14 protein-coding genes are annotated in these 14,247 nt (G+C 70.5%); 10 read left to right on the forward strand and 4 right to left on the reverse strand.

Annotated elements, in window-relative coordinates; all coding sequences use genetic code 11:
• Positions 1-33 precede the first annotated feature (33 nt).
• The 5 genes from ACIBUY_RS29420 to cimA all read left to right on the forward strand — a co-directional run bounded on the left by ACIBUY_RS29420 (position 34) and on the right by cimA (position 5,721).
• A complete protein-coding gene (locus ACIBUY_RS29420) occupies positions 34-753 on the forward strand; it encodes a DUF969 domain-containing protein (RefSeq protein ID WP_365572850.1) in 720 nt (239 codons plus the stop codon).
• Positions 750-1,715, forward strand: coding sequence for a DUF979 domain-containing protein (locus tag ACIBUY_RS29425; RefSeq protein WP_365572847.1), 966 nt, complete (start codon positions 750-752; stop codon positions 1,713-1,715). Before ACIBUY_RS29420 ends, ACIBUY_RS29425 begins: the two co-directional genes overlap by 4 nt.
• Positions 1,716-1,728: 13 nt before the next feature.
• Positions 1,729-2,373 (forward strand): pyroglutamyl-peptidase I, encoded by a 645-nt coding sequence (gene pcp / locus ACIBUY_RS29430; RefSeq protein ID WP_365572844.1) that lies wholly within the window; start codon positions 1,729-1,731, stop codon positions 2,371-2,373.
• Between the two features lie 106 nt (positions 2,374-2,479).
• Positions 2,480-3,793, forward strand: coding sequence for an MFS transporter (locus tag ACIBUY_RS29435; RefSeq protein ID WP_365572841.1), 1,314 nt, complete (start codon positions 2,480-2,482; stop codon positions 3,791-3,793).
• A gap of 296 nt (positions 3,794-4,089) precedes the next feature.
• Positions 4,090-5,721 (forward strand): citramalate synthase, encoded by a 1,632-nt coding sequence (gene cimA / locus ACIBUY_RS29440; protein ID WP_365572838.1) that lies wholly within the window; start codon positions 4,090-4,092, stop codon positions 5,719-5,721.
• A 71-nt stretch (positions 5,722-5,792) separates the two neighbouring features.
• On the opposite strand, the gene ACIBUY_RS29445 is transcribed toward cimA, so the two are convergent.
• A complete protein-coding gene (locus ACIBUY_RS29445) occupies positions 5,793-7,673 on the reverse strand; it encodes a ricin-type beta-trefoil lectin domain protein (protein ID WP_365572835.1) in 1,881 nt (626 codons plus the stop codon).
• Between the two features lie 141 nt (positions 7,674-7,814).
• Here ACIBUY_RS29445 and ACIBUY_RS29450 point away from each other — a divergent pair, with 141 nt between their 5' ends.
• From ACIBUY_RS29450 to ACIBUY_RS29460, 3 genes are all read left to right on the forward strand, one after another.
• On the forward strand, positions 7,815-9,134 hold the full coding sequence (locus ACIBUY_RS29450) for a hypothetical protein (protein WP_399154239.1): 1,320 nt from the start codon (positions 7,815-7,817) through the stop codon (positions 9,132-9,134).
• 94 nt (positions 9,135-9,228) lie between these two features.
• Positions 9,229-9,882: a hypothetical protein gene (locus tag ACIBUY_RS29455; RefSeq protein ID WP_365572829.1), complete on the forward strand. Its 654-nt coding sequence runs from the start codon at positions 9,229-9,231 to the stop codon at positions 9,880-9,882.
• Positions 9,879-10,556 carry a hypothetical protein gene (locus ACIBUY_RS29460; RefSeq protein WP_365572826.1) on the forward strand — a complete coding sequence of 226 codons (678 nt, stop codon included), beginning with the start codon at positions 9,879-9,881 and terminating at the stop codon, positions 10,554-10,556. Before ACIBUY_RS29455 ends, ACIBUY_RS29460 begins: the two co-directional genes overlap by 4 nt.
• A gap of 7 nt (positions 10,557-10,563) precedes the next feature.
• Here ACIBUY_RS29460 and ACIBUY_RS29465 read toward each other — a convergent pair whose 3' ends face one another.
• On the reverse strand, positions 10,564-11,040 hold the full coding sequence (locus ACIBUY_RS29465) for a DUF11 domain-containing protein (RefSeq protein ID WP_399154240.1): 477 nt from the start codon (positions 11,038-11,040) through the stop codon (positions 10,564-10,566).
• A gap of 110 nt (positions 11,041-11,150) precedes the next feature.
• Complete coding sequence (locus ACIBUY_RS29470) at positions 11,151-12,794, reverse strand: cytochrome bc complex cytochrome b subunit (RefSeq protein WP_365572820.1); 1,644 nt, start codon at positions 12,792-12,794, stop codon at positions 11,151-11,153.
• Between the two features lie 142 nt (positions 12,795-12,936).
• Between ACIBUY_RS29470 and ACIBUY_RS29475 the strand changes: the two genes are divergently transcribed.
• Complete coding sequence (locus ACIBUY_RS29475; RefSeq protein ID WP_365572817.1) at positions 12,937-13,230, forward strand: metalloregulator ArsR/SmtB family transcription factor; 294 nt, start codon at positions 12,937-12,939, stop codon at positions 13,228-13,230.
• The gene (locus tag ACIBUY_RS29480) at positions 13,227-13,616 is read left to right on the forward strand and encodes a VOC family protein (RefSeq protein ID WP_365572814.1); all 390 of its coding nucleotides are present in this window, start codon (positions 13,227-13,229) and stop codon (positions 13,614-13,616) included. The genes ACIBUY_RS29475 and ACIBUY_RS29480 overlap by 4 nt, the downstream gene beginning before the upstream one ends.
• Before the next feature lie 32 nt (positions 13,617-13,648).
• Here ACIBUY_RS29480 and ACIBUY_RS29485 read toward each other — a convergent pair whose 3' ends face one another.
• Positions 13,649-14,152 (reverse strand): hypothetical protein, encoded by a 504-nt coding sequence (locus ACIBUY_RS29485; RefSeq protein WP_399154241.1) that lies wholly within the window; start codon positions 14,150-14,152, stop codon positions 13,649-13,651.
• Positions 14,153-14,247: the final 95 nt, after the last annotated feature.

Genomic DNA, 14,247 nt, shown 5'->3' on the forward strand with positions numbered 1-14,247 from the left:
CACCCACCCCTCGTGCCTCATGAAGGCGGCCGCATGATCGTGCTCCTCGGTGTGCTCGTGGTGATCCTCGGATTCGTCACGCGCCGCAACCCCGTCCTGGTGGTCGGCGTCGCCGGCATCACCACCGCTCTGCTCGGCAGGATGAACGTCCAGGAGATCCTGGCCGCGTTCGGCAAGGCGTTCGCGGACAGCCGCTCCATCACCGTCTTCGCCGTCACGCTCCCCGTGATCGGCCTCCTCGAGCGGTACGGCCTGCGCGAACAGGCGGGCCGCCTCATCGGCAGACTCGCCGGGCTCAGCGCGGGCCGGTTCCTCACCGCGTACCTGCTGCTGCGCCAGGTCACCGCGGCCTTCGGGCTCACCAGCATCGCCGGGCCCGCACAGAGCGTGCGCCCGCTGGTGGCCCCCATGGCGGAGGCCGCCGCCGAACGCCGCACCGGCGCCACCCTGCCCGACAAGGTCCGCGAGAAGGTCCGCTCCCACGCCGCAGGCGCCGACAACGTAGGCCTCTTCTTCGGCGAGGACTGCTTCATCGCGATCGGCTCGATCCTGCTGATCACCGGCTTCGTGAACTCCACCTACCACCAGCAGCTCGAACCCACCCAACTCGCCCTGTGGGCCATCCCGGTGGCCGCCTGCGCCTTCGTCGTCCACGGCGCCCGGCTGCTGCTGCTCGACCGCCGACTGGACCGCGAGATCGCGCTCGCCGCCGCCGAGAACGACCTGCCGCTGCCGAAGGAGACCGCGAAGTGATCAAGGTCGAGTGGCTGTACTGGCTGATAGGCCTCGTGTTCGTCGTCATGGCCGTACAGATGGCGACGGACCGGACCAACCCGAAGCGCTGGACGTCCGCGGCCTTCTGGGGCCTGCTCGGACTGACCTTCCCGTACGGCACCGGAGTCGTCGAGGGCGGCGCGACCTGGACCCTGCCCGCCGAACCGCTCGGCGTCGCCGTCCTCGTGCTCATCGTGCTCGCCGGGTTCAACTTCATCGGCAAGGGCGTCCCGGCGACGACCACGGCCGAGCAGCGCGAGGCCTCCGCCACGCGCCTCGGCAACAAGCTCTTCATCCCTGCCCTCACGATCCCCGTCGTCGCCCTCGTCTGCGCCTCGTTCCTCGACGACTCCGGCCTGTTCGAGACCGGCAGGGCCACGCTCGTCGGGCTCGGCATCGGCTGCGTCCTCGCGCTCGTCATCGGCCTGCTCGTCACCGGCGAACGCAAGCCGTCCGTGCCGCTGCACGCCGGGCGCTCGATGCTGGAGTCCATGGGCGCGGCGCTGCTCCTGCCGCAGCTCCTGTCCGTCCTCGGCGCGATCTTCGCGGTCGCCGGAGTCGGCACGCAGGTCGGCAAACTGGTCGACGACGTCCTGCCCGACGGCTCCACGTACCTGGCCGTGATCGCGTACTGCGTCGGCATGTTCCTGTTCACCGTGATCATGGGCAACGCCTTCGCCGCGTTCCCCGTGATGACCGCGGCGATCGGCTGGCCCGTGCTCATCCAGCAGATGCACGGCAACGAGCCCGGGGTCCTCGCGATCGGCATGCTCGCCGGGTTCTGCGGCACGCTGTGCACACCGATGGCCGCCAACTTCAACATCGTTCCGGCGTCGCTGCTCGAACTGAAGGACCAGTACGGGCCGATCAAGGCGCAGTTGCCGACGGCGCTGCCGCTGCTCGGCTGCTGCATCGTGATCATGTCCGTCTTCGCGGTCTGAGAGGTCTGAGCCGATGACCCGGGTCCTGCTCACCGGATTCGAACCCTTCGGCGGGGAATCCGTGAACCCGTCGTGGCAGACGGCGGAACTCGTCGCCGCCGCCCCTCCGGAAGGACTGGCCGTCACCGCCGTCCAACTCCCGTGTGTCTTCGGGGAGTCGATCACCGCACTGCGCCGTGCCGTCGCCGACGTCCGGCCCGAACTCGTCCTCTGCCTGGGCCAGGCGGGCGGCCGGACCGGCGTCACCGTCGAACGGGTCGCGCTCAACGTCGACGACGCGCGCATCCCCGACAACGCGGGGGCCCAGCCGGTCGACGAACCCGTGGTGCGGGGTGGGCCCGACGCGTACTTCTCGTCGCTGCCGGTGAAGGCGTGCGTCGCGGCGATGCGGGGTGCCGGGGTTCCGGCGGCGCTCTCCCACACTGCCGGCACGTTCGTCTGCAACCACGTCGCGTACGGCCTTGCCCATCTCCTGGCCACCGAACTCCCGTCCGTCCGGGGCGGTTTCGTCCACGTCCCGTGGTCCCCGGACCAGGTACGGGACGGCTCGGCGCCGTCGCTGCCGGTGGCGCTGGTCGCGGACGGGATCCGGGCGCTGCTGCTGGCCGCAGCGTCGACCCGGGTGGACCTGAGGGTGTCGGAGGGGGTGACGCACTGAGCGCCGTGGGGGCGAGCCCCCGCGACCACAATGACCGCAAGTACGCCCGATCGTTGCACCGGCCACCCTTGTCACCCGGCGGAGCGATCCCTCATCGTGGCCCCACATGGGACGAGAGCAATGGAAGAAGGTCCTGGTCGGGTCGGCCGGGAACATGGTCGAGTGGTTCGACTGGTTCGTGTACGCGAGCTTCGCCACGTACTTCGCGGGGGCGTTCTTCCCCGACGGCAACCCGACCGCCCAACTCATGAACACCGCGGGCATCTTCGCGGTCGGCTTCTTCATGCGGCCGGTCGGCGGCTGGCTGCTCGGCCGGGTCGGTGACCGCAAGGGACGCAAGGCCGCACTGACCCTCACGGTGACGCTGATGTCGGCGTCCGCCGTGCTCATCGCCGTCGCGCCGACCTACGCCGTCGCCGGATACGGCGGCGCCGTCGTGCTGCTCGTCGCCCGCCTCCTGCAAGGACTCTCGGTCGGCGGCGAGTACGCGGCCAGCGCCACCTACCTCACCGAGGCGTCCGACCCGAAGAAGCGCGGCTTCGCCTCCAGCTTCCAGTACGTGTCCATGACCGCGGGCCAGATCGTCGGCCTCGGGCTGCTGCTCATCCTGCAGCACGCCCTGTCCGACGACGCCCTGCACAGCTGGGGCTGGCGCATCCCGTTCGTCGTCGGCGCCCTCGGCGCGGCGATCATCTTCTACCTGCGCCGCAACATGCTGGAGACCGAGGTCTACGAGGAGTCCGCCGACGCCGACGCGACCGTGGGCGGCGACGACAAGGGCACGATCAAGGCCCTGTGGGCGCACAAGCGCGAGGCCTTCCTCGTCATGGCGCTCACCATGGGCGGCACCGTGGCGTACTACACGTACACCACCTATCTCACCAAGTACCTGTCCAATTCGGCCGGGTTGAGCAAGCAGACGGCGACCCTCGTCTCGTTCTGTGCGCTCATCGTCTTCGCCTGCATCCAGCCGCTGGCCGGCGCGCTCTCGGACCGCATCGGCCGCCGCCCGCTGCTCATCACCTTCGCCGTCGGCTCGACCTTCCTGACCGTGCCGATCATGACGCTGCTCAAGCACGCGGGCTCCTTCTGGCCCGCCCTCGGCCTCGCCCTGCTCGCGCTCGTCGTCGTCACCGGCTACACGTCCATCAACGCGTGCGTGAAGGCCGAGCTCTTCCCGACCGGCATCCGCGCCCTCGGCGTCGCCCTGCCGTACGCGATCGCCAACGCCCTGTTCGGCGGCACCGCCGAGTACGTCGCCCTGTGGTTCAAGGACGGGGGCATCGAGTCCGGCTTCTACTGGTACGTCGCCGGGTGCGCGGCCGTGTCGCTGGTCGTCTACCTGACGATGCGCGAGACCCGCGACATCGACCTGAACCGGGTCAAGCAGGAAGATTCCGTACTGGAGTCGGCGGTCTGACCGCATGGTGAGACCACAGCCCGGGCCGCGCCCGGGCTGTGGCAGACTGCGGGCGTGCTCTCGTTCGCCATGATTATTGGCAGCAGGCGCGCCGGTCCGCAGTGACCGCCTCGTACGACCCGGTACAGGTGGACACCGTCGTCCTCGACCCGCGCGCAGACCTCTCGCACCCGCGAGAGGTTTTTCTGTTTCTGGCCCACCCACAGCCAGGCAGGGAGTGCGAGGGATCATAGAAGGACGGTGGAGCCGGTCATTCCGGTACGAAGACCGAGATCCCGATCAGGAGCCAGATCAGCATGAGCAGCAGCCCGAGCGAACGTAGCGAGACCCCCACCGGTGAACTCGACGATTCCTTTCACGTCTTCGACACGACGCTGCGCGACGGCGCACAGCGCGAGGGCATCAACCTCACGGTCGCGGACAAGCTGACCATCGCACGGCATCTGGACGACTTCGGCGTGGGCTTCATCGAGGGCGGCTGGCCCGGTGCCAACCCCCGCGACACGGAGTTCTTCGCCCGTGCCGTCAAGGAGATCGACTTCAAGCACGCGCAGCTCGTCGCCTTCGGCTCGACCCGCCGCGCGGGCGCCAAGGCCAGCGAGGACCCGCAGGTCAGGGCGCTCCTCGAGTCCGGCGCCCCGGTCATCACGCTGGTCGCCAAGTCCCATGACCGACACGTCGAACTGGCCCTGCGCACCACCCTCGACGAGAACGTGGAGATGGTCCGCGACACCGTCTCCTACCTGGTCTCCCAGGGCCGCCGCGTCTTCGTCGACTGCGAGCACTTCTTCGACGGGTACCGCGCCAACCCCGAGTACGCGAAGGCCGTCGTCCGTGCCGCCCACGAGGCCGGTGCCTCCGTCGTCGTCCTGTGCGACACCAACGGCGGCATGCTCCCCGCCCAGGTCCAGGCGATCACGCACACCGTCCTCGACGACACCGGCGCCCGGCTCGGCATCCACGCCCAGGACGACACGGGCTGCGCCGTCGCCAACACCCTGGCCGCCGTGGACGCGGGCGCGACCCACGTCCAGTGCACGGCCAACGGCTACGGCGAGCGCGTCGGCAACTCCAACCTCTTCCCGGTCGTCGCCGCCCTCGAGCTCAAGTACGGCAAGAAGGTCCTGCCCGAGGGCGCGCTGCGCGAGATGACCCGCATCTCGCACGCCATCGCCGAGGTCGTGAACCTGACGCCGTCCACGCACCAGCCGTACGTCGGTGTCTCGGCCTTCGCGCACAAGGCGGGCCTGCACGCCTCCGCCATCAAGGTCGACCCGGACCTGTACCAGCACATCGACCCCGAGCTCGTCGGCAACCGCATCCGCATGCTCGTCTCCGACATGGCGGGCCGCGCCTCCATCGAGCTCAAGGGCAAGGAGCTCGGCGTCGACCTCGGCGGAGACCGCGAACTGGTCGGCCGCGTCGTCGCGCGCGTCAAGGAGCGCGAGCTGCAGGGCTACACGTACGAGGCGGCCGACGCGTCCTTCGAACTCCTCCTGCGCGCCGAGGCCGAGGGCCGGGAGCGCAAGTACTTCCGCATCGAGTCCTGGCGGGCCATCGTCGAGGACCGCCCCGACGGCACCCACGCCAACGAGGCCACGGTCAAACTCTGGGCCAAGGGCGAGCGCATCGTCGCCACGGCCGAGGGCAACGGCCCGGTCAACGCCCTCGACCGCGCCCTGCGCGTGGGCCTCGAGCGCATCTACCCCCAGCTCGCGAAGCTGGAGCTGCTCGACTACAAGGTCCGCATCCTTGAGGGCAAGCACGGCACGTCCTCCACGACCCGCGTCCTGATCTCCACGGGCGACGGCTCGGGCGAGTGGTCCACGGTCGGCGTCGCGGAGAACGTGATCGCGGCGTCGTGGGGGGCGCTCGAGGACGCGTACACGTACGGCTTGCTGAGGGCCGGGGTCGAACCGGTCGAGTAGTGAGTACCCGGAGCGGGGTCTCAGGGGGCTCCGCCCCGGACCCCGCTCCTCAAACGCCGGACAGGCTCGATCTACTGAAGCGTCCACTTCTGATTGGCGGCGCCGGTACACGACCAAAGCTGGGTCGCGGTCCCGTCAGTAGACGAATTCCCGGTCACATCGAGGCACTTGTCGGCACCGGCATTCACCAGATCCCCGGTGCCCGCCTCGTACCGCCACTGCTGAGCCCCCGATCCGTTGCAGTCATAGAGCTGAACCCTGGCCCCGTTCGCGGTCGAACCCCCGCTCACATCAAGGCACTTGCCGAGCGCCCGCACGGACCCGTCCGCCTGCACGGTCCAGGTCTGGTTCTGCGAACCGGAGACGCAGGACCAGATCTGCGCGACGGCCCCGTTGGCGGTGGACCCGTCCCGTACGTCGAGGCACTTGCCGCCGAGCCCGTGGAAGGCACCCACCCGGTCCGCGCCGCCGGCCTGCGTGCCGCTCCACGTGAACGTCGCCGACGTCTTGCCCGGCAGCGAGTAAGTCACGTGCCGGCCGCCCCAGTTGATGGTGACGTCCTTCGCGCTCGACGCGTCGTTGTACGCGATCAGCGCCTTCGAGCCGTCCGTGTTGCGCCACGCGACGTTCGGCACGGCGCTCGAGGCGGTCGAGGCGATCCGCGACGCACCCGGCCGGACGAACTTCGTCAGGTGCCCCATCGTGTAGTACTCGATGTTGTAGTCGACCCGGCCGCTGTTCGCGTCCCCGTTGTGGACGGTGATGAGCCCGTCGCACGTACCGCAACCGCCGTTGTGCGGACCCCGGTTCTGGTCCACGGCGAGGGACCACTTCGTCACCGACTTCGCCCAGTTGCGGGTGTAGTCGATGATGTTGGTCATGTCCTCGCGCTGCTGGTTCGCGATCCAGGTGCCGCCGGAGTGCTCGGTCTGGAAGGCGTCGAGGGCCGGGTACTTGTTGTGGATCTCGGTCTGCTTGGCGACGTCGCCGCCGTAGCCGTGCCAGGCGATCCCGCCGAAGTTCGGGTGGGCGCGCACGGCCGCGTCGTCCACGGTCGGGGCGGCGTACGCGTCGTAGGTGTCCCAATTCCAGTCGTGGGCAAGGACCTTGGTCCTCAGCCCGGCGCCCGCGAGCTTCGGCAGCAGCTCGCTCTTGGTGAAGTACGCGAGCCCGGAGCCGTTCCAGCTCATCGACGGATAGCCGGAGCAGCACGTCGGCTCGTTCTGTGCGGTGACGTAGTCGATCGGCACGCCGGCCGCCTGGTACGCCTGGATGTACTTCACGAAGTAGCTCGCGTACGCGCCGTAGTCCTCGGCCTTGAGCCAGCCGCCGTTGAGCTGCCCGCTGTCCTTCATCCAGGCGGGCGCGGTCCACGGCGAGGCCATCACGGTGGCGGCCGGGTTGAGCTGCTTGGCCTGCTTGGTCAGCGGCAGCACGTCGGCCTGGTCGTGGGCGATCGAGAAGTTCGCCAGCGACGGGTCGCTCTGCCCGGCGGGCATGTCGTCGTACGTGTATCCGTACCGCGCGAGGTCGGAGCCGCCCATCGGATTGCGCACGAACGAGAGCCCGATCCCGTCCGTCGGCGAGAACAGCTTCTTCATCGTCGCGTCCCGCGTCGCCGCCGACAGGGCGCCGCTGCTGTTCATCAGCCAGGCCGCGGTGTCCGTGAAGGACGCGCCGCCGCCGGTGAACGTCTGGTAGCGGGTGTTCTCGTCGACGGTGATCGCCGTCCCGCTGCCGCCGGTGCCCGGCTGGAAGGAGACCGGGGCCTGCTGCTGCAGCCCCCGGGTGACGTGGCGGCCGCCGCTGTCGTCGGTGGTGGTCAGCCAGACGGAGACCTGCTCGCCGGCCGCGTGCGCCGCGGTGACGCCCGCGCCGGCGAGTCCTGCGGTGGTCAGGGCCCCGGCCAGCAACAGCCTGGCCAGGCGCCCGGATCTGGTGGGGGTGCGCATGGTGCCTCCTGTGTCCCAACAGGTAACTCTCATGGCTTAGTTCAAGACGTGAGTTAAAGGGGGTTCCATGCGCGCGTCAAGAGTTCACGTCACGAACACTTCGATCCGTCATTCACACCCGCGCTGGGTTAGCGTCGAGGTATGAGGCCCTCCCTGGCGGCCCTCGCCGCTTTGCTCCTCGCCCTCGGCGCGGCGCTCACCGGCACGCCCGCCGCTTTTGCGGCCTCGGACGTCTCGACCGTGGCGGACGCCCTGGAGAAGAGCCCCGTGTATGTCGATCCGGCCGTCGCCGGCGCGCTGACCTCGGCGGATGTCGACGCGCTCACCAAGAGGATCAAGGACGCGGACAAGCCGGTGATGGTGGCGGTGCTGCCCGCCGACTTCCCCAAGCAGGACCTGTTCACCGATCTGCGTACGAAGACGGGGGTCGTCGGGGTGTACGGGGTGCGGCTCGGCGACGCCTTCGACGCGCGCGCCGACCACCAGGTCATGTCGGCCGACGCCGTTCACAACCTGACGACGAGCGTCCGCGGTGAGCCCGTCGCCCGGCAGCTCGACGACTTCGTCGACACCGCGGTCCGTACGGCGAAGGGCTCCGCGCCCTCGTCCTGGGGCGGCGGGGACCCGGGCGCCCCCGTGGGCGCGCTGATCGGCGTCGGCGTGGTCGTCGTGGCCGGTGGCGCGGGCGCGTACGCCCTGGTCAGGCGGAACCGGCGGCGCCGCGAGGAGGCGGAGCGCGCCGCCCTCGACAAGCTGCGGGTGGTGGTCGACGAGGACATCACCGCGTTCGGCGAGGAACTGGACCGGCTCGACTTCCGCCCGGCCGAGGCCGGGGCCGACGACGCGATGCGGGCCGACTTCGAGCGGGCGCTCGACGCGTACGAGAAGGCCAAGCAGTACATGGCCGCGGCGCAGCGGCCCGACGACGTGCGCGGCGTGACGCAGGCCCTGGAGGACGGCCGCTTCTCGCTCGCGCTCCTCGCCGCCCGCCGCGAGGGCCGCCCGCTGCCCGAACGGCGGGTGCCGTGCTTCTTCGACCCCCGCCACGGGCCCTCGGTGCAGGACGCCGAGTGGACACCGCCCGGCGGGCAGCCCCGCGAGGTCCCGGTCTGCGCGGCGGACGCGACGCGGCTGCGGGACGGCGCCGAGCCGCTCGTGCGCACGGTCGACGCGGGCGCGGGCGAGCGCCGCCCGTACTACGACGCGGGCCCGATGTACGGCCCCTGGGCCGGCGGCTACTTCGGCGGCGGCATCCTGCCGGGCCTGCTCGTCGGCACGATGCTCGGCTCCATGATGGCGAGCCCTGCGTACGGCTACGCGGACGGGGGCGGCTACGCCGACGGCGGCGACTATTCGGGCGCGGACTTCGACTCGTCGGACTTCGGGGGAGGGTTCGGGGACGGCGGTGGTGGCGGCGGTGACTTCGGCGGCGGGGGCGACTTCGGTGGCGGCGGCTTCTGACCCATCCGGTCAACCCCGTGCCGGCGCAGGGGAGTTGCTACGCTGAGCCGACCAGTCAGAGCACTGTGCGCACCGGCCGCGAACGGAGCTGACCGTGCCCGACGCAGACGTGATCCTCTTCGACCTCGGAGGGGTGCTCTTCTGTGACCCCTGGGAGACCCTGTTGCTCACCCCCGGCCGCGGGATCGCCGACCGGCTCGGCATTCCGCGCGCCGCTGCCGAAGCGGCGGGCGGCAAGCTGTGGCGGAGGTACTCCGTGACACCGGCCCGGGAGGCCGACTACTGGGCCGAGCTGGCCGCCGAGCTCGGCACCGAGCTGCCCGCCGGGATCGTCCGGGACGCGGGGCACGAGCTGCTCAGGCCCAGCCCCTGGGCGCAGCGCCTGCTCGGGGCGGCCGCCGCGACGGGCGCGGCCCTCGGCATCGCCTCGAACAACACGTCGTTCTGGTACGCCCGCCAGTTCGCTCGTCTCGGCCTGAGCGAATGGATCGATCCGGCCCTCGTGTACGTGTCGCAGGACCTCGGCGTGACCAAGGGGACGCCGGGACGCGGACTCCTCGACATCGCCGCCGAGGACCTGACCGGGCGGAGGGTGGCACTGGTCGAGGACCGGGAGTCCAATCTGCGGCGCGCGGCGGCACTGGGCCTGCGCGCCGTCCCGTACGCCTACGAACGGGACGGCGACAGCTTCCCGGGGTTCACCGTCTCAGACTTCACCGACTTCTCCGACTCCGAGGTGGGCAGATGACCTCACCCGCGGCGCCGGGCCCTCACCCGTCGGTGCCGACGCAGCCGCCGTCGCCGGGCCCTGGGCCCGGGCAGGATCCGCCCACGCCCACCCAGATCCTGCCCGTGACCGTGCAGGCGCTGCTGACCGAGTACAACTCGCTGCGGCAGGAGAGCCTGCAGTCCATCAGCAACCGCATCCAGATCATGAACTTCGCGTTCACGTCCCTGGCCGTGGTCATGGCGGCCATCCTCAGCACATCGGTGACCCCGGCCCTGGTGGTGCCGATCTGTCTCGTGTTCATCCCGGTCAGCGCGAAGGCGAGCCTGCTGATCTGGCTCGGTGAGTACCACCGCTCCCAGCGCGCGGGCCGGGGCGTCGCGGCGATCGAGGCCCGGATCAACCAGCACCTCGGTGAGCCGGACCTCCTCACCTGGGAATCCGGCCTCATCTCCTCGCGTACGCACATGAGTTACCCGTACGCGGCGACGGCGGCCTACATGCTGTCCGCCGGGATCCTGGCCCATGTCGTCGGGATCTACTTCCTCGTCGACATCGTCTCCGGGCACGGCACCCGCACCGCGGTCGGTGCGGCGCTGGGCGCCGGGTGCTACGCACTGGCGCAGGAGATCCTCTTCTTCCGCTTCTTCCAGCGCCGGTGGCGCGCCATCCGCGCGTTCTCGCACAGTCAGTGACGGACGCTCAGCAGCCGCCGGGCCGCAGCCCCACGAACGTCGTGCGTGTGGCCGTGTCGTCGGAGGCGTCGGGGTCGGTGAGGGTTCCGGTCACCGCGGCGGCGAGTACGTACCTGCCCCGGGCGTAGTCCTCCGCCCGGGCCGTGAAGCGCATGGTCAGGGACGCGCCCTCGGCGATCCTCCCCAGGGTGCAGGCCGCCGACCCACCGCTCAGTTCGCAGACGGCCGGGGGGCCGGTCAGGAGGACCACGTCCTCCGGCAGGGACAGGGTCATGGTGGCGCCGGGGGAGTCCGACGGGCCGGTGTTGTGGACGGTGACCGTCCACGTGCCCTGGCCCGTCGGCCGGAGTTGGGCAGGGCCCGTGAGCGTGACGCCGAGGTCGGCGGTGTGCGTGGCGGGCGCCCAGGCCCCGGCCAGGACCGCGGCGGCGGCCACGGTCCGGCCGATGCGGGCGAGGTGACGGGGGTGCGTGCAGGTGGTCATGAGCGGACCGTAGCCGCAGCGGCATGCTCCGGCGTGCCGTCACCGCGGTGCGTACCGCCGTTCGACGCAACGGCGGCCGTGCCCGGCACGGGCCTGCGGCGGCCCGCGCCTCATCCGCGTACGGACGTCTGCTCGTGCCCGGATTCGTCCTTGCCGAGCGCGGTGCGCGGCTTCGGGATCTGCGTGCCCTCCCCGTACATCCACCGGGACAGGGCGACCCGGAGCCGCGTGGCCCCGCGCACGCGCCTGCGCACCCCGTGCTCGTCCGTGTCCGGCGCCGCCGCCAGCGCGGCGGGCTGCTCGTGCTGCGTCAGCCGGTACAGCTCCTCGGCGGGCAGGGGCTCGTGGACCTCCACGAACTCGCCGTGCGGAAGCCGCCGGATGCGCCCCGTCTCCCGGCCGTGCAGCACCTTGTCGCGGTCCCGTCGCTGCAGGCCCAGACAGATCCGCTTCGTCACGACGAACGCGAGCACCGGGCCCGCGATCAGCGCGACCCGCGCGAACCAGGTGATGGCGTTCACCGAGAGGTGGAAGTGCGTGGCCCAGATGTCGTTGGCGCCCGCCATCATCGCCACGAAGAACCCGACGAGCCAGGCGACGCCAAGTCCCGTGCGGACAGGGCGGTTTCGCGGCCGGTCGAGGAGGTGGTGTTCGCGGCGGTCGCCGGTGATCCACGCCTCGACGAACGGATACACCCCGATCAGCACCAGCCACAGCGGGAACGCGACGAGCGGGACGAGGATCCCCAGGTTCAGGGTGTGGCCCCACGCCGCGATCTCCCAGCCGGGCATCACCCGCACCAGCCCCTCCGCGAACCCCAGGTACCAGTCGGGCTGGGCGCCCGTGGAGACCTGGTCGGGGCGGTAGGGGCCGTACACCCAGACGGGGTTGATGGACGCGACGGCCGCGATGACGGTCACGACGCCGAACACGAGGAAGAAGAAGCCGCCCGCCTTGGCGACGTACACCGGGAAGAACGGCTGGCCCACGACGTTGCGTTCGGACTTTCCGGGGCCGGGGAACTGGGTGTGCTTGTGGTAGAAGACCAGGATCAGGTGGAGGACGACGAGCGCCGCCATGATGCCCGGCAGCAGCAGGATGTGGATCGAGTAGAAGCGGCCCACGATGTCGTGGCCGGGGAACTCGCCGCCGAAGAGGAAGAACGACAGATACGTTCCGACGATCGGGACGGACAGCGTCATGCCCTCGATCAGGCGCATGCCCGCGCCCGACAGCAGGTCGTCCGGCAGCGAGTAGCCGAGCAGCCCCTCGAACAGGGCGAGGAAGAGCAGCAGCCACCCGAACACCCAGTTCAGGTCGCGGGGTTTGCGGAACGACCCCGTGAAGAAGTGCCGCATCATGTGGACGAACATGGCCCCGACGAAGAGCAGAGCCGCCCAGTGGTGGATCTGCCGGATGAGCAGTCCGCCGCGTACGTCGAAGCTGATGTCGAGCGTCGAGGAGTACGCCTCCGACATCCGTACGCCGTTCAGCGGGACGTAACTGCCGTGATACTCCACCTCGTTCATGGACGGGTGGAAGAAGAGGGTCAGATAGACGCCGGTCAGGACCAGCACGATGAACGTGTAGAGACAGATCTCGCCCAGCATGAACGACCAGTGGTCGGGAAACACCTTGCGCAGGTACTTCCGTCCCAGGCCGTACACCCCGAGCCGGCCGTCGGCCCAGTCGGCGATGCGCTCGCCCGCCGCGGGTGCTGGGGGCCGCTCGGCGCGGGTGGTGCTGTCGGACATCACAAGCCTCCCGTCGGTGCTCACAGCTGAGACAGGACAGGGGGTGCCGTTTGTGACACCGGACGCCCTCTTTGTGAGCCAGCTCACGCGGCCGTGCCGCCTCCGCTTGATAGGCAAGTGATGACTTGCCTATCGTGGAGGCATGCCGGACGACGTCTTCAAGGCGCTGGCCGACCCCACGCGTCGGCGCATCCTCGACGAGCTCGTGGACCGCGACGGCCAGACCCTGTTCGAGATGTGCGCACGCCTCTCGACCAAGCACGGTCTCGGCCTGTCCCGGCAGGCGATCAGCCAGCACCTGGCCGTCCTGGAGTCCGCGGACCTGGTCCGCACGCGACGCGAGGGCCGCTACAAGTTCCACGACCTCAACACCGCCCCCCTCGAGCGCATCGTGACCCGATGGCTCAGGCCCGACCCCCCGGAGAGCACCCCATGAGGATCCACATCACCAGCGTCTTCGTCGACGACCAGGAGACGGCCCTGCGCTTCTACGCCGATGTCCTCGGCTTCGTGAAGAAGCACGACGTCCCGCTCGGCGGGGGCGCCCGCTGGCTGACCGTGGTCTCCCCGGAGGCCCCCGACGGCACCGAGCTCCTCCTGGAGCCCTCCGGTCATCCCGCGGTGCAGCCGTACAAGACGGCCCTGGTCGAGGACGGCATCCCGGCCGCGTCCTTCGCGGTGGACGACGTCCGGGCCGAGTTCGAGCGGCTGCGCGCCCTCGGGGTGACCTTCACCCAGGAGCCGCTGGAGATGGGCCCGGTGACCACGGCGGTCCTCGACGACACCTGCGGGAACCTGATCCAGATCGTGCAGAGCAAGTAGCCGAGTGGCCAAGTCGCCGAGCAGGTGCCTGGTCAGGCGGCGGGGCAGAGGGCCTCGGCGGTGACCGGGGCCGCGGTGCGGGCCACGGTCGCGGGGCGGGCCGTCGGCTGCTTCAGGATGCGGGCGAAGACGACGACCCGCAGCACCACGAACCGGCCGATGCCCGCGAGCCCGGAGGCCGACAGGTAGACGACCTGCTCGACCACGGCGCCGGGCGATGCCACCAGCTGCTGCAGGAGGAACATCGCCACGGAGGTCACCGCGTACGCGGCCGCCGCCGACCCGGCCGACTGGGTGTGCTGGCGCCAGGTCGCCCGTCCGCCCGCACCGAAGGTGAAGCGGGCGTGCAACTCGGTGGCGAGCAGCGTGGAGACCACGGTGATCAGCGCGTTGGCCAGGGCCCAGGGGATCCAGGAGGCGAGCGCCGCCACGGCGAAGCTGGAGGCGACCCCGACCCCGCCGCCGCAGAGCACGAAGCGGGCGAAGGCGTGGAAGGCGCCGGGCGCCGTCTGCTGCTGGTCCTGTGCAGTCTTCATGGTCCCCACCCCTGTCCTTCTGTCCTTCGGCGATGTGCTCCGGCCTGCTCCCGAAGCGCGGTGCGTTTCGGTGGTGCCATCATGGCACACCAGTG

The sequence above is a fragment of the Streptomyces sp. NPDC050085 genome (assembly GCF_044460595.1).
Taxonomy (GTDB): domain Bacteria; phylum Actinomycetota; class Actinomycetes; order Streptomycetales; family Streptomycetaceae; genus Streptomyces.